At 72.4% G+C, this 19,461-nt stretch carries 17 protein-coding genes; 9 read left to right on the plus strand and 8 right to left on the minus strand.

The genetic code is table 11. The features are described from left to right. Window positions 1-102: 102 nt before the first annotated feature. Window positions 103-1,356 (plus strand): glycosyltransferase family 4 protein, encoded by a 1,254-nt coding sequence (locus tag AB0L33_RS25145; protein ID WP_365684979.1) that lies wholly within the window; start codon window positions 103-105, stop codon window positions 1,354-1,356. Further along, window positions 1,353-2,198 carry a hypothetical protein gene (locus tag AB0L33_RS25150; protein ID WP_365684981.1) on the plus strand — a complete coding sequence of 282 codons (846 nt, stop codon included), beginning with the start codon at window positions 1,353-1,355 and terminating at the stop codon, window positions 2,196-2,198. Before AB0L33_RS25145 ends, AB0L33_RS25150 begins: the two co-directional genes overlap by 4 nt. 118 nt (window positions 2,199-2,316) lie before the next feature. Here the strand turns inward: AB0L33_RS25150 and AB0L33_RS25155 are convergent, their stop codons facing one another. From AB0L33_RS25155 to AB0L33_RS25170, 4 genes are all read right to left on the minus strand, one after another. Continuing rightward, window positions 2,317-5,241, minus strand: coding sequence for a tetratricopeptide repeat protein (locus AB0L33_RS25155; protein WP_365684983.1), 2,925 nt, complete (start codon window positions 5,239-5,241; stop codon window positions 2,317-2,319). A gap of 2 nt (window positions 5,242-5,243) precedes the next feature. Further along, window positions 5,244-7,091, minus strand: a complete 1,848-nt coding sequence (locus AB0L33_RS25160; RefSeq protein ID WP_365684985.1) for an HSP90 family protein — start codon at window positions 7,089-7,091, stop codon at window positions 5,244-5,246. Window positions 7,092-7,143: 52 nt separating this feature from the next. After that, window positions 7,144-8,127, minus strand: a complete 984-nt coding sequence (locus tag AB0L33_RS25165) for a hypothetical protein (protein WP_365684987.1) — start codon at window positions 8,125-8,127, stop codon at window positions 7,144-7,146. 123 nt (window positions 8,128-8,250) lie between these two features. Further along, window positions 8,251-8,790, minus strand: coding sequence for an O-acetyl-ADP-ribose deacetylase (locus AB0L33_RS25170; RefSeq protein ID WP_365684989.1), 540 nt, complete (start codon window positions 8,788-8,790; stop codon window positions 8,251-8,253). 81 nt (window positions 8,791-8,871) lie between these two features. Between AB0L33_RS25170 and AB0L33_RS25175 the strand changes: the two genes are divergently transcribed. Further along, window positions 8,872-9,417, plus strand: a complete 546-nt coding sequence (locus tag AB0L33_RS25175) for a hypothetical protein (protein ID WP_365684991.1) — start codon at window positions 8,872-8,874, stop codon at window positions 9,415-9,417. Window positions 9,418-9,432: 15 nt separating this feature from the next. Further along, window positions 9,433-9,834: a YciI family protein gene (locus AB0L33_RS25180; protein ID WP_365684993.1), complete on the plus strand. Its 402-nt coding sequence runs from the start codon at window positions 9,433-9,435 to the stop codon at window positions 9,832-9,834. Between the two features lie 76 nt (window positions 9,835-9,910). Here the strand turns inward: AB0L33_RS25180 and AB0L33_RS25185 are convergent, their stop codons facing one another. Further along, window positions 9,911-10,804 (minus strand): virginiamycin B lyase, encoded by an 894-nt coding sequence (locus tag AB0L33_RS25185; RefSeq protein ID WP_365684994.1) that lies wholly within the window; start codon window positions 10,802-10,804, stop codon window positions 9,911-9,913. Window positions 10,805-10,857: 53 nt separating this feature from the next. After that, window positions 10,858-12,234 (minus strand): MFS transporter, encoded by a 1,377-nt coding sequence (locus AB0L33_RS25190; protein ID WP_365685034.1) that lies wholly within the window; start codon window positions 12,232-12,234, stop codon window positions 10,858-10,860. 177 nt (window positions 12,235-12,411) lie between these two features. Here AB0L33_RS25190 and AB0L33_RS25195 point away from each other — a divergent pair, with 177 nt between their 5' ends. The 4 genes from AB0L33_RS25195 to AB0L33_RS25210 all read left to right on the plus strand — a co-directional run bounded on the left by AB0L33_RS25195 (window position 12,412) and on the right by AB0L33_RS25210 (window position 17,062). Further along, window positions 12,412-12,975: a TetR/AcrR family transcriptional regulator gene (locus AB0L33_RS25195; protein ID WP_365684996.1), complete on the plus strand. Its 564-nt coding sequence runs from the start codon at window positions 12,412-12,414 to the stop codon at window positions 12,973-12,975. A gap of 100 nt (window positions 12,976-13,075) precedes the next feature. After that, window positions 13,076-15,145 carry a hypothetical protein gene (locus AB0L33_RS25200; RefSeq protein WP_365684998.1) on the plus strand — a complete coding sequence of 690 codons (2,070 nt, stop codon included), beginning with the start codon at window positions 13,076-13,078 and terminating at the stop codon, window positions 15,143-15,145. Window positions 15,146-15,158: 13 nt separating this feature from the next. Further along, entirely contained in the window at window positions 15,159-15,902 is a 744-nt protein-coding gene (locus AB0L33_RS25205; RefSeq protein ID WP_365685000.1) for a hypothetical protein, read from the plus strand. A gap of 92 nt (window positions 15,903-15,994) precedes the next feature. Then, on the plus strand, window positions 15,995-17,062 hold the full coding sequence (locus AB0L33_RS25210) for a glycoside hydrolase family 43 protein (protein WP_365685002.1): 1,068 nt from the start codon (window positions 15,995-15,997) through the stop codon (window positions 17,060-17,062). Window positions 17,063-17,193: 131 nt separating this feature from the next. Here the strand turns inward: AB0L33_RS25210 and AB0L33_RS25215 are convergent, their stop codons facing one another. Next, a complete protein-coding gene (locus AB0L33_RS25215; protein ID WP_365685004.1) occupies window positions 17,194-18,312 on the minus strand; it encodes a serine hydrolase domain-containing protein in 1,119 nt (372 codons plus the stop codon). Between the two features lie 154 nt (window positions 18,313-18,466). Here AB0L33_RS25215 and AB0L33_RS25220 point away from each other — a divergent pair, with 154 nt between their 5' ends. Further along, window positions 18,467-19,126, plus strand: a complete 660-nt coding sequence (locus AB0L33_RS25220; protein WP_365685005.1) for a helix-turn-helix domain-containing protein — start codon at window positions 18,467-18,469, stop codon at window positions 19,124-19,126. 65 nt (window positions 19,127-19,191) lie between these two features. Here the strand turns inward: AB0L33_RS25220 and tatA are convergent, their stop codons facing one another. After that, window positions 19,192-19,383 carry a Sec-independent protein translocase subunit TatA gene (gene tatA / locus AB0L33_RS25225; protein WP_365685007.1) on the minus strand — a complete coding sequence of 64 codons (192 nt, stop codon included), beginning with the start codon at window positions 19,381-19,383 and terminating at the stop codon, window positions 19,192-19,194. Between the last annotated feature and the right edge of the window lie 78 nt (window positions 19,384-19,461).

A 19,461-nucleotide genomic window follows, 5' to 3' on the forward strand; every position in this document is an offset into this window, starting at 1 on the left:
CGATCCGGAAGGGGCCGTTCATCTGCGTTTTTCCGCAGGGGAGTTGATCGCGGCAGCGGACAGGAGGGCAACCTTCCGTCCCTGCCGACCGTCCTGTACTGCATGCGAATCTCTTTCCTCATTCACAACGCGTATGCGATCGGAGGGACGATCAGCACCACCTTCAATCTGGCACGCGCTCTGGCCGATCGGCACGAGGTGGAGATCATCTCCGTGCTCCGGAGCAGGGAACACCCGAGCATCGCGCTCGATCCACGGGTGCGGTTACGGCCCCTGGTGGATCTGCGGCACGAGAAGGACCACCCCCGCCATCTCACCCCGGCGAAGGTCTTTCCCTCCTCCGAGTACCGCTACAGCGAGTACAGCGCGCTCACCGACGAGCGCATCGGCAAGGCGCTCGCCTCGCTCGACGCCGATGTCGTCGTGGGGACGCGGCCCGGGCTCAATGTCCACCTGGCGCTCCAGGCACCCGCGCGGTCGGTGCGGGTAGGACAGGAACACCTCGCCCACGACCACCACCCCCCGCGACTGCGCAGGACGCTGCGCAGGGCCTATCCGCGACTGGACGCGCTCACCCCCGTCACGGACGCCGACTCGGCCGTCTACCGGCGCAAGATGCGGCTGCCGGGGGTACGGGTGGAGGCGCTGCCCAACAGTGTCCCCGCTCCGGTTCTCACCCCGGCGGACGGCCGGGGACGCATCGTGGTCGCCGCCGGGCGGCTCGCACCGGTGAAGCGGTTCGACCTGTTGATAGACGCCTTCGCCCCGGTCGCGGCGGCTTTTCCCGAGTGGCAGTTGCGCATATACGGCAGGGGGGAGGAGCGGGAGCGGCTGCGCGCGCTCATCGACCGGCTCGGGTTGTACAACAACGTCTTCCTGATGGGTGCGGTGAGCCCGATGGAGGCCGAGTGGGTCAAGGGGTCGATCGCTGCGGTGACCTCCGAATTCGAGTCCTTCGGCATGACCATCGTCGAGGCGATGCGCTGCGGGCTGCCCGTGGTGAGCACCGACTGCGCGTACGGTCCGGGCGAGATAATCGCCGACGGGGAGGACGGCCGCCTGGTGCCCGTCGGCGACCGGAACGCGCTGGCCGGCGCCCTCCTCGACCTCGTCGGCGATGACGCACTGCGCCGCCGCATGGGGCGCAACGCGGCGGTGAATTCGCTGCGTTACGGCCCCTCGACCGTCGTGGCCCAGGCCGAGCGGCTGTTCGAGGAGCTGCTGGCCGCCCGGCGCGAGGGCCGGGCGGTGGCCGGGACCGGCCGCACCCTGGCGAGCAGTGGTTTCGCGGCCAGGGACACCTTGCTCGTCGCGGCCGGCAGCGTCGTGAGGGCCGCACGGAAGGCGCGACGATGAGGGACGAAGGCGCGAACGGACCGGTGGAGCAGCCGCGTGGCGCGGTGACGGTGCGGGACGGAGGGGGTCTGCTGGTACGCGTCCACCTGCCGCCGTCCGCCCTTGCGGAGCCGCGGCTGCTGCTTCAGCCGCGTCCGAAGAAGGGGCAGCCGGAGGAGGCGGGGCTCGCTCTCGTGCTGGAGCCCGCGGGGCCGAACGAGTGGCAGGCCGTGGTGGAAGCCGACCACGCCCTTGAGGAAGGCCGCTGGGATGCCTTTGTCGTGACCGGACCGGACGGGGAGCGCGTGCCGTTGCTGCCCGGCCTGCGCGATCTGCGCGGACTGGTGTCCGGGGCGAATGCCGCACCGGGCGCGCCGGTGGCGGTCCGGGTCCCGTACGCCACCAAGGACGGCCGGCTCGCCATACGGGCCTGGCGGCGCGCCACGCACGCGGAGGCGGGCCGGATCACCGTCGGCTCCGGCGCGATGACGGTGACGGCGCGGCTGTACGGTGCCGGGCTGAGCGAGGGAGCGGACGTCGCGCTGGTCCGGCGCGGACGGGAGTCCGTCGTCGTACGGGTCGCGCTGAGCGCCGAGGCGGGCGGCCAGGACTTCTCGTTCACGGTGGATTACGCGGACCTCCTGGCGGAAACGGCGGAGGGCGCGCCTGTGGTCTGGGACGTGTTCGTCCACCCAGGCGCCGGTGCTCCCCGGGCACGGATCGCCCGGCTGCTGGACGACATCGCGGACCGGAAGACGGTGTTCGTCTACCCGGCCACGCCGCTCGGCGGGGTGTCGGTGCGGCCGTACTACACCCTCGACAACGACCTCTCCGTGGAGGTCGCACCGCGGCGTTCACGGTGAAGGTGCCTCGTTCTCGGCCACGCGCGGCGGACAACGGCACCGGAGCCGTAGGCGGCGCGCCGCTCCCTCTCGGCTGAGCTCACCGGGCCGTGCGCGGAGGCCCGGTGAGCCCGACGGGTCACTCCTCGTCGCGGAGCCGGATCGCCAGCGCGGTCAGGGCTTCCGTCTCCTCGGTGCAGCCCAGGGCGGCCAGGCGCGGGACCGCCGTGTCGAGGCGGGCGAGGGCGAGGGCGGTGCGTTCCAGGTAGATGCCCTCCACGACGCCGGCGAGCCGGACGCACTCGGCCCACTCGCCGGCGTTCTCCGGTCCCGGCTCCCCGAGCCCGCCGAGGGCCTTCTCCAAGGCGGCCAGGGAGTCCTCGTACTGTCCGGCGTAGGCGTGGACCCGGCCGTGCTCGTAGGCGAGGGCGGTCTCCAGGGAGCGGCCGTGGGGCTCGTACCCGGCGGTGCGGGCCTCGTCGGCTATCCGTTCGGCGTCCGCGAGGCGGGCCAGTGCGTCGGTCAGTCCGTCGGCGCCCTGCTGGTCGGCCTGGAGGCGGGCGAGTTCGCGCAGGGCGTTGCTCAGCTGTTCGTAGCGCGGGGCGCGGGAGTGGGCGGCGAGCGCCTGTCCGACGGCTTCACCGGCCCGGTCGAAGTCACCGGCCTCGCCGAGGAGCACGGCCGTCTCGGCGGCGATCATGGCGTGGCTTCCGGGGTCGTCGTCCCAGCCCGCGGACTCGGCGGCGAGGGCGACGAACTCCGTCGTGGCGGCCTTGAGGTCCTCCCCCGCGTGCAGGGCGCGGGCGCGGATCAGGCGCAGTTGAGCGCTGAGCCGGTCGTCCAGCTCTCCGGCGGCGACGTCCGGTTCGGCCAGGACGGAGTCGAGGAGGGCGATGGAGTCCTCGATCCGGCCCAGGTCCAGGCTGAGCTGGGCGGCGTTGCTGTAGGTGCAGAAGGCGGCCGTCCGCTTGCCGTGCCGGAGGTCTACTTCGGCGGAGCGCGTCAGGTGGCGCAGGGCCTCCTCGGGGCGGCCCATGTGCATGCACACCTCCGCCAGGTCACCGTGGAGATTGGCGGTGTCGGCGACCCTGGCCGGCCACTCGGCGGCCACGCGCACGGCCTCGGACAGCTCGGTGTACGCGGCCTGCGGGTCCCGCAGGCCCATCCGGAACCGGCCGCGCAGTCCGAGCGTGCGCGGCAGATGCCAGGCGGGGCCGTGCTGCCGCAGCCCGTCGAGGTGTGCGTCGAGTTCGGTGAGCGCGGTGGGCAGCTCGCCGGAAAGGGCGTGGACGCCGGCCCGCAGCAGGGCGGCGCCGGATATCTGGACGGCCAGGTCGTGCCGGGTGGCGAACGTGCGCAGCAGCTCCACTTCGGCGGCCGCCGCCGCGAGGTGTTCCTCGCTCCCGGTGAGCTGCGCGCGCAGGCAGAGCGTGCTCGCGCGCAGGCGGAGCAGTCGGCCCTCCTGGCACGGCGTAAGCCCCGGCGCTTCCTCGTGCAGCCGGACCACGCGCGCGTGGGAGGCGGTCAGCGTCCCGGCCTTCTCCTCGGCGTCGGTGCCCGCGCCCCCGGCCTCGGCCTCGGCGAGCGCGGCGGCGGCGCGGGCGACCGCCGCGTCGCCCGGCAGCTCGGCCGCTTCGTACAGGACGGCGGCTTCCTCGTAGAGGGCGGCGGCCTTCGCGTCCTCGTCCCTGTGGGCGGCTCCGTTGGCCTCGTCGGACAGCAGGTCCGCGCGCAGCCTGGCGAGCGGGCCCACGGCCGGGTCCTCGGGGTGGGTGTAGTCGCGGGCGGCGACGAGAGTGCGCAGCCGTTCCCAGCAGGGCTGTGCGTCGGGGTGTCCCTGCTCGTCCAGCTCGCGTGCCCGGGCGATGAGCTCGGGGACCGTGTCGGGGACCGCGGCCGTCGTGTGGGCGGGGGGTGCGGCGGCCGGGGCGGCCGGGGAGAGGTCGTCGAGGGCGCGGGTGCGCAGGGTCAGTTCCAGCGTGTCGAGCAGCGGCGCGCGGTCGAGCCGGGCCTTGCGCCGGTCCGTGTGGGCCATGGTGCCGTTGCGGGCGTCGAAGCGGGCGGCGAGGTCGTCGGCGCGCTCCCGGACCTCGGCGCACAGTCCGGCGACGGTCCAGGTGCGGCCCGGGTATCCGGCGGCCGGCAGCTCGCCGTGGCCGAGGGAATCGACACGCCGCAGAAGGACCTCCACGCCGGTGAGGAAGTCGAACTGGTCCAGTGGCGAGTCCACCTCGGAGAACAGGACGCGGTTCTCGGCGAGCAGTTCGAGTCCGCGGGCCTCGTTGCCGGTCAGGGCGCAGAACTCCAGGTGCCGTCCGACCTCCCCGGCCATGGAGGGGTTGCGGCGGCAGCCCCGGTAACCGGCGAGGTGCAGTTCGCGGGCGCGGTCGGCGTCCCCGGTGCGCAGCAGGGGCAGCAGCGCGTACGAGAGGGAGCGGGCGGGCTCCTCCTGGCAGCTCTCCTTGCCTTCGAGGACGGGTTCCCAGGTGGCGAGGGCACGGGCGTCGTCGCCGGTCGTGAGGTGGTGGAGGGCCCGTTCGCAGATCTCGCAGGCTTCGCAGTCGCTCAACGGGGTGCGGGTCCGGGCCGCCCACAGCTCGTAGGCGGGAGCGGTGTCCTCGCCGGTGTGGGCGGCGAGCTGGTAGGTCTGCGCGTAGTAGGGCTGGAGGCCGAGGCCGGCCTTCTCGTACCGGGCGCGCATCTCGGTGAGCCACTGGCGCAGGCTGGTCAGCGGGATCTCGGGCAGCGCGCGCAGGGAGTTCGCCACCCACTTGAACCGCCAGAACAGCAGATGGCGCAGCCGGTCGGTGAAGACGTCGGGCTGCTCGTCGAAGAGGGTGAGCAGCCGGGCGAAGACGACAGGGGACTTGCGGGGCTCGGAGCCGTACGTGTACGCCTCCTGGAGCTCGAAGAGCGTACGGACGAGGGCGAGGGGGTCTTCGAAGCGCTCGGCGGCTTCCGCGAGTTCCTCGGCGGCGACGGTGCGGGCGCGGCCGTAGGGGCGCCGCTGGTTCTCCTGGAGCGCGTCGTACAGCTCGTCGGTGTTCTGGGGTGCGGTCGGCATCGTCAGCTGTCCTTGCGGAGGGCGTGGGCGAGGAGATCGAGGAACGAGCGGTTGATCAGGCTCGTCTCGGCGGGCCTGAGCGGACGCCGGGACAGCATCGCGGCCTGTCCGTACAGGGCTTCGGCGCTGGTACGGGCCAGCTCGGGCTCGGTGATGGCGGCTGCGGTGCGGACGAGCGGGTTGAGCTGGTTGAGGATCAGCTGGGCGCGCGGGACCTCCTGGCGCAGGGCGCCGAGGATGTCGCCCCACACCCCGCCCTGCTGCTCGCGGGCGAGCTGGGAGCGGGTGCGCTCGTGCCGTGCGTCGCGGCTGTCGATGAGCAGGGCCGGAGCGGAGGCGGGCTGGAAGGCGCGCAGGGCGACGTCGCAGTCGAAGGCGGCGAGGGCGTCGCGGGCCAGGGCGAGGTAGGGCGCCGCGGCGAGCTCCGTCTCGCGGTCGACGGGGTCCAGGTGGGCGGTGAGCGTCGCCGGGTCGAGGTCGGCGACGCTCACTTCGGGCCGGAGCTCGGGAAGCCGGTGGACCAGGTCCCTGTCGTAGGTGTAGCCGCCGTTGACGACGCCAAGGCCGGCGGCGGAGGCGATCGACGCGACCTGCCGGAACTCCTCCACGGTTGAGGTGACGAGCACGGTGCGGTGCGTGCGGGCGAACTCGTCGAGGGTGGCCGAGCCGTCGGTGGTCTCGAACGGAATCCAGGGCAGCAGCATCCGCAGGATCTCGTCGTCGTGCACCGCGAGCGACTTCACGGCCAGGTGGTGGGCGCCCAGGAAGCGGGCGAGCAGTTCCGGGTCGCTGGCGGCGACGCGGGAGATCCAGCCGCGCAGCCGTTCGGCGAGGGCGTCGCGGACGGCGGAGAGGGTGTCGTCCTCGTACAGGGACTCCCGGGAGGCCGTGGGGCGCAGGCTTTCGGCGTCGACCACACAGCGGACGAAGAACGCCCAGTCCGGCAGGATCTCCTCGGCCTGCTCCGACAGCAGCATGCCCTTGACGTGCACGCGGTGGCCGTGGCGGCGGCCGGTCGGGACCGCCTCGGGCAGCACGCAGGCGATGCCCTTCAGCCCCACGGCGGGCAGGTCGAGATCGAGAGTGTCCAGCGGCTCGAACCCGAAGACCTCCGTGCCGTAGGCGGCCAGGGCGCGGGACCGGGCTCCCGGAGTCGGGTAGGCGCGGGCCCAGGGCGCGGGCTCCGGGTTGATGCGGGTGGCCGGGCCGCCCCTGCCGTCGTCCACCGTCACCGGGTGGCGCAGGAGGGAGCCGAAGTGCCGGGCCAGGGCGGCGACCTGGGCCGGGCGGGTCCAGTCGCCCGCGTCCGCGCGCGGCGTGAGCGTGACGGTGGTGCCGGGGTCGGGGCGCGCGGAGGCGGGCAGGGTGCGGACGGTGTAGCTGCCGTCGCCGCGGCCCCGCCACTCCACGGCGGGTGCGTCGGGGGTGCGGGCGGAGCGGCTGAGGACGTGGATCTCGTCGGCGACGAGGAAGCAGGAGAGGAGACCGATGCCGAACTGGCCGATGAAGTCGCCGCGCTGCTCGGCGATCCGTTCGGCGCGCTTGCTGCTCCGGCCGATCGTGGCGAGGAAGGCGTGGACATCGGTCTCGGTGAGGCCGACGCCGTCGTCCTCGACGCGTACGACGGCCCCGTCGGCGTACAGGCGGATGCCGAACGCGTCGGCGGGGGCGTCGGGTTCGAGGGTGTGCCGGGCGGTCAGCGCGTCCACGGCGTTCTGCAGGAGTTCGCGCAGGTAGACGCGCGGGCTGGAGTAGAGGTGGTGGGAGAGGAGGTCGACGAGGCCGCGCAGGTCCACCTGGAAGGTGCGGTCGTCGCCGGTGGGTCGCGAGGTGGTGTCGGGTGCTGTCATCAGGCAGTCCGGAGAGGGAGGAGCGGGCGGATGGGAGGGGGCCTGTGGGCGGTCAGGCGCGGCGCTGGTGGCGGGCGAACTGCTTCTCGGGGTCGCCGAAGTAGGCCCACGGCCAGCTGGTGAAGGCACCGTCGAGCGCGCGGAAGACCCGCTTCGCCGTCTGCCTCTCGCCGGCCAGCGAGAGGGCCATCGCGAAGATGTTGAAGTCGTGCTGCCAGCCCGGGCGCCGTTCGTAGCCGGGGTGGAGGATGCTGTGCTCGGCAACGCGGCGCAGCTCTTCCCGTATCTCGTCGGTCTTCAGGCAGCCCGTCTCGTCAGACTCCACCCAGTCCTCGATGTGCGCCATGGGGATCACGCAGCCGATCCGGTCGCCTTCCGGCGCGTCGGCGTACGCGTCGCGGGCGAACCGCAGGGCCTGGCCCGGTTCGCCGCCCCAGCGGGGCTGCAACTGGGAGATCCATTCGATGTGGGTCTCCAGGTCCAGCGGAGCGCGGCGCAGGGCCGCGTCGCGCCGGGCCTCCGTGATGTCGGCGCCGAGGGACATGCCGCGGCCCGAGGTGAGGAGCCGGCGCCACGGGGTGACCCACTCGGGCCGCAGCTCGGCCGCTTCGAGCAGCTGCTCCTCACCGATGCGGAGCCGCTTGTGGAAGACCCGCCACTGCTGCTCCGTCACCTGGGACGCACGGGCGGCGGTGCGCGCCTCCCAGCCCCATTGGATGTGGCGGGCTCCCGAGATGAGCAGGGCGGTTGCCCGGTGCTCCTTGTCCTCCTCGACCGCTCGGCCGATCCAGGTCTGCAGGCGGCCGAGTTCTTCGAGTTCGTTCAGGATCCGGTGGTCGCGGCCGAGGTCGAAGGGTGCCAGTGCCGCCTTGACCGCCTCCCAGTCCCCCAGGCGGGCCGCCCCCACGAGGGCGAGGACCCGGGTGTCCCCCAGGGCCCGCAGGGTGTACATCCCGTTCTGCTTGTGTGGAGCGGGAAGCGCGTACGGGCCGGCCGCCGGTCTCTCCTCAGCCCTGCCGAACAGCTTGCCGAACATGCCGCACCCTCCCCTGGTCCCGCTTGATCGTTCGGTGCAGCATAAGCGGCCCCACCGACAACGGCTCCACAGGGCCTTCACGACTGCTTCATACTCCCGGCACCGGCGCGGATCGGGCCCTTCTCAGGGCCTCGCCGCCGCCAGGGCCTCCTCGAACTCCCCGTACGCGTCCGCGTCGAAGAGCACGAACCGCACCTCTTCGACGGGCGCCGCGGCCTCGGCGAGCACGGTGCGTACGGCGATGCGGGCCCCGTCGTCCATGGGCCAGCCGTAGACGCCGGTGGAGATCGCGGGGAAGGCGACGGTACGGGCCCCGAGTTCCGCGGCGACGCGCAGGGATTCGCGGTAGCACGACTCCAGCAGGGCCGAACGGTCTTCGTTCCCGCTCCACACCGGGCCGACCGTGTGCACGACCCAGCGGGCGTCGAGCCTTCCGGCGGTGGTGGCGACGGCCTGGCCGGTGCGCAGCCCCTTGCCGTAGTGCGAGGCGCGCAGCTCCCGGCAGGCGGCGAGGATCGCGGGCCCACCCCGGCGGTGGATCGCTCCGTCCACGCCCCCGCCGCCGAGCAGCGAGGAGTTCGCGGCGTTGACGACGGCGTCGACGGACTGGCGGGTGATGTCTCCCCGGACGAGGGTGACGGTGACGTCGGAAGGGTCGCTCATGCGGTCATCATGCCCTGACTCCGCCGGCGGCGCGGGAGTTGTCCGACGACGTTGTCAGTGCCCGGTGTTAGCGTCGCCACCATGGCGAATCGTTCGTATCTCTACTCCGCGGACTCGGTTCCGAGCGACGCGGACATCCCGCAGCGGATCCGCTGCATATCCGAGCACAACTGGGACATCCCGCTCGCGCACAAGCTCCTGGTGGGGCACGGGACGCGGGTCGTCCCGTCCATGATCTGGAACCATCCGATCTGTATCGCGGCGGATTACGCCGATGGGGCGGCGCTGCTCCGCGACGTCCTGCGCGCGGTCGGCAACGGCCTCGGGGACGACGCCGAGTTCGCCGAGTGCGTGGCCAGGACGGCGGCGCACCTGGAGAAGCAGGAGGCGAAGTACTTTCTGCTCGAAACGGGCGAGATCGTTTCGATGACGGACGACGACCCGGCGGAGAGCGTTCGGCGTCTGGCGTCCGAGGACGTCCCGGAGGCGGTCTCCCTGGCCGAGGCGGCGATCGCCGGTCGCAACGACGCCTGGCTCGCTTCCGTACGGGCCGACTGGCAGCGGCACTTCGCCTCGTTCTACGCCGACGCGCTGTATTTCTCCTTTCCGGAATCCACAGACGACTGACAACGGGGTTACGTGATGGCGAAGTTCATGCTGCTGGTCAACCACGACGGCGGGGTCTTCGAGGAGCCGATGGACACCTGGCGGCCGGGTGACATCGCGGCCCACTTCGACTACTACGCCCTGTTGACCAAGGAGTTGACCGAGAGCGGGGAGCTGGTCCGGTTCATGGCGCTGGCCGACCCGCGGCAGGCCCGTACGGTCCGCGCGGACGGCGTCGCGCCTCCGGTGGTGACCGACGGGCCGTTCGCCGGGTCCAAGGAGGCGCTGGCCGGCTTCAACGTCTTCGAGGTCGAGTCGGAGGAGCGGGCGCTGGAGATCGCCGCCCGTATATCGGCCGTCCCTGGCCCCGGTGGTGTGCCCACGCGACAGCCGGTCGAAGTGCGGCAGGTCATGGCCGATGAGCACGGTCAGCTGTGAGGCGAGCGGGCGCCCCGTGACCGGCCCGGTGCGCGTCGAGGACCTGCCGCCGCTCGCTCCGCGGGTCCTCGACGCCCTACGGTGCGATGCGGGCGAGTGAACCCGTCTCCAGCGCGGTCCACAGGGCGCCGTCGGGGCCGACGGCGATGCCGTGCGGTTCCGAGTCCGGGGTGGGCAGGGCGTGGGCGGTGACGGTGCCGCCCGGGGTGATCGTCGCGACGCGGTTGGCGCCCCACTCGGTGAACCACACGGCGCCCCCTCCGTCGACGGTGACGGCGTGCGGCCGGGCGGCGCGGTCGGGCAGCGGGAACTCCGTGATCCGCCCGTCGGGGGTGATCCGGCCGATCTGACCGGCGGCGATCTCGGCGAACCACAGGGCGCCGTCGGGACCCGCCGCGATGCCGACCGGGCCCGCCGCCTCCGTCGGCAGGGGGTGCAGGGCGACCGCGCCGTCCATGCCGATCCGCCCGATGGCATTGCCCTGGTTGAGGGTGAACCACATCGCGCCGTCGCCCCCGGCGGTGATCGCGGACGGGAACGCGCCGGTGGCGGGGAGCGGGAACCGGGTGACGTCGCCGTCGACGGTGATGCGGCCAATGCGGTCGGCGGCGGTCTCGGTGAACCAGAGCGCTCCGTCCGGGCCCGCCGCGATGCCGAACGGCCCGGAGCCGGAGCCCGGTACGTCGTACTCGGTGATCGCGCCGTCGGTGGTGATCCGCCCGATCCGGTCGGCCCGGTACTCGGTGAACCACAGCGCGCCGTCCGGACCGGGTGTGATGACCGTCGGTCCGCAGTCGGGGGCGAGGCGGTGCACGGTCGGCTGCTCGCCGGGGACGAGGCGGCCGATCCGGCCGCTGTGGACGAGGGTGAACCACAGCGCTCCGTCCGGGCCCGTGGTGAGGGTGTACGGTCCGGCGTCGGGGCCGGACACCGGGTGCTCAGCGATCGATACCGGGGTCGCGTCGTGCACAGGTTTCCTCTGTTCGTGTTCGGTGGTGGGACAGGGACGTGTTCCGCGGTCCCTCAACGGCTGCCCGCTGTGGTGGGCTTCGGCGTATCGGTGGACTGTACCGGCGTCGCGGCGCCTGCCACGGACCCGCCCTTCGTCAGCCACAGGCCCGTGAACACGGCCGTGGCCAGGGTGAGGGCACCCGCCGTCAGGAAGGCGCTGTCGAGCCCGGTCTCGAAGGAGGCACCGCTGGACTCCCTTGCGCGGACCACGGCTCCGAGGACCGCCACGCCGAGCACCGCGCCGATCTGCCGGACGGTGCTGCTGATGCCCGAGGCAAGGCCCCCTTCCTGCGGGCTGACGGCCTGGATGGCGGCGCCGGTGAGCGGGGACATCGTCAGGGCGAAGCCGACGCCGACGACCGCCAGCCGCCACCACACGTTCCCGTAGGCCGTGTCGGCGTGCACCGTGCCGAGGGCCAGCAGTCCGAGCCCGGCCAGAGCCAGACCGGCGGTGACCACGACGCGGAAGCCGTGCCGGGCGGCGAGCCGCCCCGCGTACGGGCTGACGATCACCATGGCGAGGGTGGCGGGAAGGGTCTGCAGCCCGGCGCGCAGGATCGAGCTGCCCTGGACGTACACGAAGAACTGGGAGAAGAAGAACGTCGAGCCCATGAGCGCGAAGCCCACCACGCCCATGGCGGTGTTGGAGACGGTGAACAGGCGCTCGCGGAAGAGCCCCAGCGGCAGCATCGGTGCGCGGCGGCGCGCTTCGACGGCCACGAAGGCGGCGAGGAGGAGCGCCGCGGCGGTGAAGCTGCCGAGGATCAGCGGCGACGTCCAGCCGCGCACTCCGCCCTCGATCAGCCCGTAGGCCAGGGCGCCCACTCCCAGTACGGACAGCACCGTCCCGGGGATGTCGAGCGCGGGGGCGTCCGGATTGCGGGCCTCCTGGAGGTGACGCAGCCCGACCACGAGAAGGACCGCGCCGATGGGCAGGTTGACCAGGAAGATGGCGGCCCATCCGAAGGCGTCGGTGAGCACGCCGCCGGCCACGGGCCCCGCGGCAAGACCGACTCCGCTGAGTCCGGCCCACAGCCCGATCGCCTTCACGCGTTCCTGCGGCACCGGGTACGCCGCCGCGAGCAGGGCGAGCGAGGCGGGGCTGAGCGCCGCGGCCCCGATGCCCTGGAGCACCCGTCCGGCGATCAGCCAGCCGAGCGAGGGTGCGAGGCTGCACACCACCGATGCGGCGGTGAACATCGCGACACCGGACAGGAAGACGCGTTTGCGGCCGAACCGGTCGGCGAAGATGCCGCCGGACAGCAGCAGCATGGCGACCAGCAGGACGTACGCGTCAACGATCCATTGTAGGCCCGTGAGTTGAAGGTGCAGGCGGTGCTGCATGTCGGGCAGCGCCGCTCCCACGATCGTGTTGTCGAGCAGGACCATGAACTGGCCCAGGCAGGTCACCGTGAGCAGCACGGCGCGGTTCGGCCGGCCGCTTGCGGCCTCGTGCGATGCAGTAATGGCAATCCCTCGTTTCCTAACGCAGCCAGCGACTGCGTTAGGCGACTGTAAAGGATGTTGATCCGTAAACGCAAGCGTCGACTGCGTTAAAGTGGGCGCATGAACGAACAGCGAGCCCGGCGGCCCGGTGGGCGCAGCGCGCGCGTCGGCGCCCAGGTGCACCAGGCCGTCACCGAACTCATCAGCGAACGCGGCTACGGGAACTTCACCGTCGGCGACGTGGCGGCGCGGGCGGGCGTGGCCGACAGCAGCATCTACCGCCGGTGGGGCGGCCTGGAGGCGCTGCTCAGCGACGTGGCGCTCAGCCGCCTCAACGCGCGCTCGCCGATGCCCGACACGGGGAGCCTGGCCGGCGACCTGCGTACGTACGCGGCCCAGGTCGCCCGCCAGATCACCGGACCCGACGGACCGGCACTCCTGCACCTGGCAGTCGCCCTGTCCACCACCGGTCAGCAGGGCGCGCAGGCCCGCGACGCCCTCCGCGCGGAGCGCAGCGGGCAGTTGCAGTCCATGCTCGACCGCGCACGCGAGCGCGGCGAGCCCGCACCCGACGCGCTCACCGTGCTGGACCACGTCCTGGCACCGATGTACATCCGCGTCCTGTTCGGCATGGGCCCGCTCACCCCGGAGTACGTGGAAGGGCTGGTCGACCGGCTGCTGTGACCCGGGCCGGGTGTCCGAATTCCGGTGGCGCGGGACACCGTCACCCCCACACTGTTCCTGTAGCGATCAGCTGCCCACGGACCGGCCACGGGGGAAGTTCATGACGGAGCACGACGACGCGTACCGGGCCCCGGCGGACCGACCGCCCGAGGGCCCTCCGTACACCCCACCGGCCGGGGTCTTCGGGCCGCCCGCGGACGTCCCGCCCCAGCACTCCCCGTACGCCGCCCCGCCCGGGGTATTCGGGCCGCCGCCGCAGGTACCGCACCTCCCGCAGGCCGTGCCGCCGCCGCGCTCGCCCTACGGGCCCGGGCCGCGATATCCGTACGGCCCGCCGCAGTACAGCCCCGCGCAGCCGCCGCCCGCCCGGCGGCGCAAGCGTCTGGTCCTGTTCGGCGCGGCCGGGGTGGCGGCCGCGGGCCTGGTGGCCGGGCTGCTGGTCTGGCACGGGGGGCCGGGGGCCAAGGAGCCGGTCGCCAAGCGGGATCTGAAGCCGTTCCGGCAGGCCGTGGCCGCGCTGGCCGACGCCCCCGGTCTGCGGTACGAGGATTCCGCTGACGACCCGGTGAAGCGGGACATCACCGTCACCGCGTCCGGCAGCCGCTTCGGCGCCGTGGAGGCCGGGGGCTCCGGACTCGCCCGCGAGGTTCTGCACATCGGCGGCAGGACCTTCACTCGGGCGAAGGACTCGGTCTCTGCTGCGTGGGCGGCCGCCGACGAGAGCGACAGCGTCACACGGGAGACGGTCGGTCACATGCCGGCCCCGGCCGACCTGGCGACCGCGCTCTCGAAGGCGCTCGACCGGCTGGAGGGCACACCGGCCCCCAGCGGGTCCGCGCAGCCGCCCTCCGTCGACGGCACCCCGGCCCTCGCGGTGGACACCTCGGCCGGCCGGCTGCTCGTCACCGGACAGAAGCCGCACCGGGTCCTGCGCCTTGAGTCCTACGGGCCCTCCCGGTCGGGAGGGGCGTCTGGCGGCTCGGCCGAAGCGGCCTCGTTCCGGCTGACGTCCGTCACGGCGGAGGAGGGCTCCGAGGACGAGGATCCGCCCGAGATCCCCGAGGTGACGGACGGCCCGCTGGCGGACAGCGATTCCGCCGGGCTGGACCTTGCGCCGGTCGCCGAGGACGCCGTCGACCCCATGTACGACACGCTGGAGAAGCAGACCGAGGAGCTGAAGAACGCCACCGACAGCGGCATCAACCTGACCCTCAGCAGCGGCGGAACGGTGAAGTGCGGTTCCGGTGGCTGCACGGCGAAGAACAGCTTTTCCGGACACATCACCACCAGCGCCAAGAGCCGCCTCATCAGCGGCAAGGTCACCGCGGTGATGACCGCCTCCTTCAGCATCGACGGCAGGTCTGCCGGCCGGTGCACCAGCCCGCAGAGCTCCTTCGCGGTCTCCGGGACGTCGGTCTCCGGCAGCCTGTCCTGCTCCGATCCGGGCGCCGGGCCCACCTTCTCCTCGGTCGAGGCGCAGAAGAAGAACGAGGCGCGCGCCCGGTCCCGGGCCAGCGGCGGGCGGCTCGTCCAGTACCGCATCCCCTACCGCGCCGACACCCTGATCAACGCCTACGCCCTGGCGAAGACCGAGGTCAGGAAGCTGGTCGACAAGGTCCGCGAGGAGCGCGACACAAGCGGCTGCGGGCTCCGCACCCCGGCATCGGGCGCGGCGGCCCGCTCCCAGGGCGTCACCGTGCCGGCCGGACTGTTCCACTCCCCCGCCCACCACCGGCCGTCCGTCCGGACCGGGTTCCTCACCGGCGCCAAGTGCCCCGACGCCAAGGCGGTGAAGGCCGCGGAGACCGTCGTCGACCGGGCCGGGGACGGGAAGGTGCGCAAGTCCAGCAACTACCACCCCCACTTCAGCGACGAACGCGTGGCGGAAATCCTCAAGGCCCCGGACGCGGTGTACCTCTCTCAGGGACAGCGTGGGAACCTCATCTTCCGGAAGGGCGAGGACATCGTGGTGACGAAGGGTCCGGGCGCCGGGGCCGGCGACGTCATCACGGGGTACGGCCCCTCCGGGAAGAAGGGCGAGTCCGGGGCCAAGGCGCTGGGCGGCTCGCCCGACGACCCGCAGCCCCCGGTGACGCACGAGGACATCGTGAACGGGCAGATCCGCGACACCAAGGGCGGCCATCTGCCGGCCGCCAGGCGCATCAAGTGAGGCGACGAGCACGGTGAAGGTCACGGTCGGCGACGGCATGACCGCCGCGACGACGGACAGCCCCCTCGCGTTCACCCCCCGCTTCGACCTCCGCGATCTCCAGCTGATCGTCGCGGGGTACGCGGACCCGGCCGGGCGCGAGCGGGAGCTGTCCGAGACGTTCGGGAGCATGCGGTGGCTGTGGTCGGAGGACGAGTACGTCCGCTTCGACCGCGACAGCCGCGAACTGCGCAGTCTCACTTTCTTCGTGCCCGCGCGGTACGCCCCCGGAGCCGTGCCTCACGGGCCGCGAACGCGGGCGGCCGGGCTCCGCGCGGACGTCGTCACGGAATTCGGCATGCCTCCGGCCACGGTGTTCCACTGCGACACCGGGGCCCGCGCACTGAGCTGCCTCACGGACGCCCGCCTGCTCGGCAGAGCACCGGACGCGCGGCTCGGGGTCGCCCCTGACGTGGCCCTCCTGGTCCACGAGGGGACGGTCGCCGGATGGAGCCTGGACGACCCTGCGCGATACCTGACGGACGGGTTCGCCCCGCCCCCGTCCGGCGCACCGGCGCCCGCCACGCGGCTGCGGCTGGCGGAGTGCCTGGAGCTGGTCTCGTCGCCGCTCGTGGACCGGGTCATGGACCTGGAGCCGGAGGCGTGGCGGAGGCTCCGGGCGGCGGAACGGGCCCTGGGGGAACAGCGGCAGGACCGGGTCCGGGCCGACGTCCTGCACGGGGTCGTCAGCCGCCTCATCGAGGATTACGAGGGGTGAGCCGGAGTCACATTGACATGAACACGCCCTCTCGTGGATAGGGTCATGGAACCGGTCCGTCCCCGCGAGCCCCCGTACGGGAAAGGGAAACCATGAGACTCTCCCGGATGCCCGGCGTGGCAGCCTTCGCGCTGTCCATGCTTCTGGCCCTCACGATGTCGCTCGTGTCCGCCCGTCCCGCCGCCGCGGGGCAGACGGCCATCCGTGGCGCCGACCCCAGCGTGCTGCGCGTGGGAGCGACGTACATCTCGGTCCAGTCGACGGGCGGCGGCATCAGCGTCCGGCAGGCGTCCTCGACCGGCGGTCTGGCCGCGGCCCCGGCCCGGCAGGTGTGGTCGGACACCGGAAACCTGGGTGAGATCTGGGCTCCGGAGATCGTGCGGGACGGCGGCCGGTACTACGTCTACTTCTCGGCCGGCCGGGGCTCCGCCCACCGCATGTACGTGATCAGCTCCGCCACGGCCGACAGCGGCTACACCTCCGCGACGAAACTCGCCCTGCCCGACGACAGGTGGGCGATCGACGGCACCCTGTTCACCTTCAACGGACAGCGTTGGTTCGTCTGGTCCGGCTGGGCCGGCACCACCAACGTCGAGCAGAACCTCTACATCGCGCGCATGAGCAGCCCGACCACCCCGACGGGCGCCCGGTACATCATCTCCCAGCCCAGGGAGAGCTGGGAGCGCGTCGTCGGCAACCCCTTCATCAACGAGGGCCCGGAAGCGATCAAGGACCCGAACGGGCAGCTGCACATCACCTACTCCGCCAACGGCAGCTGGAGCGATCAGTACTGCATCGCGGAACTGCGGCTCCGGGCGGGCGGTGACCCCACGTACGTGTGGGACTGGTACAAGTCCAACGGCTGCCTGTTCGGCTCCAACAGGGCGACGATGATGGCCGGCTGGGACCCCACCCTGTACGTGAACGGCCCCGGCCACCACACGTTCGTGCTGCTCGACGGCGACATCGGCACCAGCCCCCCGGCCGGTCCCACCTTCCCCCTGATGTTCCACGCGGTGCCCAAGGGAACCCCGTACAGCTGGGAGAACCGCTACTGGTACACGGGCTCCTTCTGCTGGTGGGGCAACACCACGTACAGCCGCGCCAACGTCCCCGGGCCGAACACCGACACCGGGTACAGCCTCAAGTTCTTCGAGTGATCCGGACTGCGAGGTGCCGGCCGCGCCTGCCGTGGACCAGCACCTGCGGATCCTGACGCCTCCACCGGGAAGGGCAGCGGTGCTGGACGAGTTGCGCGTGCTCGGTCCGCGCCGCCTGTGCGAGTGACCGGTCAGCGGTCCATCGCGACCCGGTACAGGGCTTCCAGGGCCGCGTCGATGGGGTGGGGCAGCGGTCTGCCGGAGGCGTCCAGGGTGTTCCACCGCTGGAGGTTCACCGCCACCGCCAGCTGCCGTTCACCGTCGGCGCGGGTCATGGCCAGGGTGCCGCCGCCCCACACCGTGCCGCCGTGGCCCCAGAACGTGTCCCCGCCCGGTGTTTCCGTCGGGTGCAGTCCGAGGCCGTACTCGATGATCCGGCCCTCCTGGGAGATGACCGGGTGGGTGCGCCGCATCTGCTCCAGCGAGGACGGGGCGACGATCTTTCCGGCCAGGAGCTGAGCATAGAAGAGGTTCAGGTCGGCGACGGTCGATATCAGGGAGGCCGAGGGACCCGTCCACGACATGTCGAAGACGCTGTAGTCGCGCGGCGGGTCGATCTTGCCGAACCACGCCTCGTAGAGCCGGGAGTGCGGCCCCTGGATCTCCGGTCCGGTGGGGAAGGCGGTGTCCCTGAGTCCGGCCGGCTCGATGACGTCGCGGGTGATGCATTCCTCTGCCGTCGTGCCGCTCACCCGTGCGAGGAGCTCGGCGAGCAGCAGGTAGTTGGTGTTGGAGTACAGCCCCGGCGCACCGCCCGGAGCGTTGGCCGCGGGTGCGTCGATGCCCAGGGCGATCAGGTCCGTCCCCGCCCACCGCGTGAACCGGTGGTCGTCCAGGCTCCCGGGCCCGGTCTCGGCGATGACGGGGAACGCCTTCAGGGAGGGATAGGCGTACGGAAGGTACTCGGCGAGGCCGCTGGTGTGGTTGAGCAGCATCCGCACGGTGATCGCCTCACCCCGCTCCCCGGGCACCAGGGCAGGGAGATAGCGGCCGATCGGTGCGTCGAGACCGACCAGGCCGCGCTCGGCCTGCAGCAGGACCGCCGCTGCGGTGAAGGTCTTGGTCACGCTGCCGACGCGGTGGCGCATCCGGACGTCGACGGGCCGGCCGGTGGCGGTGTCGGCGACCCCCGCCGCGCCGCGCCAGACCCGGTCGCCGTGCCGGACCTCGGCGAACAGGCCCGGCATCCCCGCGCGGTGAACGTTCTCGACGGCCGCGTCCAGTGCCGTGGAATCCAGTGAGTTCTTCACGTCGTGCGTCCCCTTCGCATCCCCCGGGACCGGCGGTCGCACCCGTCGGCCCACCTCCTGCCGGTCCGCCCGGCAAGCTCTTGCACCCATTATGCACGCACCGCGTGCAACACCAAGTGCATAGGTTAGGCTGAAGACCGGCGAGAGGAGCGACATGGCAGGCCGAAGGCGCTGGACGAGCGAAGAGATCCTGGACGCTGCCGCAGAGCTGCTGCGTACGAGCGCGACGGAGTCGTTCAGCGTGCGGAAGCTGGCGGCGGTCCTCGGGACCGACTCGTCGAGCCTCTACCGGCACTTCCGCAGCAAGACCGAGTTGCTGCGCGCGGTCGCCGACCGGGTCCTGCTGACCGCGATGGAGGGCTACCGCCCCGAGGGCGACTGGAAGCAGCGCCTCACGGCCCTGGCCCTGCGCGTGCGGGACGCCTTCCGCCGGCAGCCGCAGCTCGCCGCGGTCTGGGCGCGTTACGTGTCGAGCGGCGCGGGTTCGCGGCTCGTCGTGGAGGAGGTGCTTCAGGCCCTGCGCGCCTCGGGTCTGGCCGAAGAGGAGATCCCGGTGCGCTACCACCGGATCGTGGTCCTCATCGCCTCGCTGATCGCCTCGGAGGCCGGTGCGGACACCCTGACCCCGGAGGAGCGCGAGCAGGGGCAGGAGCTGTTCCGGGTGGCGGTCCTGGGCGCCGACCCCGAGCGCTTCCCCGCCCTGGCGCACTTCGCCCGTGACCTCCGCCCCCTCCAGACGGACCATCGGGCGGCATTCGAGGACATCCTCGCCGCCCACCTCGGCCACATCGAGGCGGTCGTACGCGACGGCTAGGGTGCGCGAAGGGGCCGGGGCGGCGGACTGCTGTCCGCCGCCCCGGCCCCTTGTCGGCGCAGGTGTTACGAGTGCCCCGGCGCGGCGGGCTCGGCGCCCGACTCGGCCTTCATCGCCTTGGCCTCGCTCTTGAGAATCCGGGCCGACTTGCCCAGGGAGCGCGCCATGTCGGGGAGCTTCTTCGAGCCGAACACCATGATGACCACCAGCGCCACGATGAGCAGGTGCCACGGTTCCAGGCCGTTGCGGAGCATCACGTCACCTTCTTTCCTTCGTTGTCGTCCGCGCGTGCGGGGGCACGCCCGTCCAGCAGTCACCTTAGACACCGGAGCTGT

Source organism: Streptomyces sp. NPDC052299 (assembly GCF_040679335.1).
Lineage (GTDB): Bacteria > Actinomycetota > Actinomycetes > Streptomycetales > Streptomycetaceae > Streptomyces.

What these genes read in the sequence shown, in the direction of transcription:
- AB0L33_RS25210 (WP_365685002.1), top strand. Translation starts at nt 15,995, where the DNA reads ATGAGACTCTCCCGGATGCCCGGCGTGGCAGCCTTCGCGCTGTCCATG.
- AB0L33_RS25175 (WP_365684991.1), top strand. Translation starts at nt 8,872, where the DNA reads ATGGCGAATCGTTCGTATCTCTACTCCGCGGACTCGGTTCCGAGCGAC.
- AB0L33_RS25160 (WP_365684985.1), bottom strand. Translation starts at nt 7,091, where the DNA reads ATGACAGCACCCGACACCACCTCGCGACCCACCGGCGACGACCGCACC.
- AB0L33_RS25220 (WP_365685005.1), top strand. Translation starts at nt 18,467, where the DNA reads ATGGCAGGCCGAAGGCGCTGGACGAGCGAAGAGATCCTGGACGCTGCC.
- AB0L33_RS25145 (WP_365684979.1), top strand. Translation starts at nt 103, where the DNA reads ATGCGAATCTCTTTCCTCATTCACAACGCGTATGCGATCGGAGGGACG.
- AB0L33_RS25150 (WP_365684981.1), top strand. Translation starts at nt 1,353, where the DNA reads ATGAGGGACGAAGGCGCGAACGGACCGGTGGAGCAGCCGCGTGGCGCG.
- AB0L33_RS25170 (WP_365684989.1), bottom strand. Translation starts at nt 8,790, where the DNA reads ATGAGCGACCCTTCCGACGTCACCGTCACCCTCGTCCGGGGAGACATC.
- AB0L33_RS25155 (WP_365684983.1), bottom strand. Translation starts at nt 5,241, where the DNA reads ATGCCGACCGCACCCCAGAACACCGACGAGCTGTACGACGCGCTCCAG.
- AB0L33_RS25200 (WP_365684998.1), top strand. Translation starts at nt 13,076, where the DNA reads ATGACGGAGCACGACGACGCGTACCGGGCCCCGGCGGACCGACCGCCC.
- AB0L33_RS25195 (WP_365684996.1), top strand. Translation starts at nt 12,412, where the DNA reads ATGAACGAACAGCGAGCCCGGCGGCCCGGTGGGCGCAGCGCGCGCGTC.
- AB0L33_RS25180 (WP_365684993.1), top strand. Translation starts at nt 9,433, where the DNA reads ATGGCGAAGTTCATGCTGCTGGTCAACCACGACGGCGGGGTCTTCGAG.
- AB0L33_RS25190 (WP_365685034.1), bottom strand. Translation starts at nt 12,234, where the DNA reads ATGGTCCTGCTCGACAACACGATCGTGGGAGCGGCGCTGCCCGACATG.
- AB0L33_RS25165 (WP_365684987.1), bottom strand. Translation starts at nt 8,127, where the DNA reads ATGTTCGGCAAGCTGTTCGGCAGGGCTGAGGAGAGACCGGCGGCCGGC.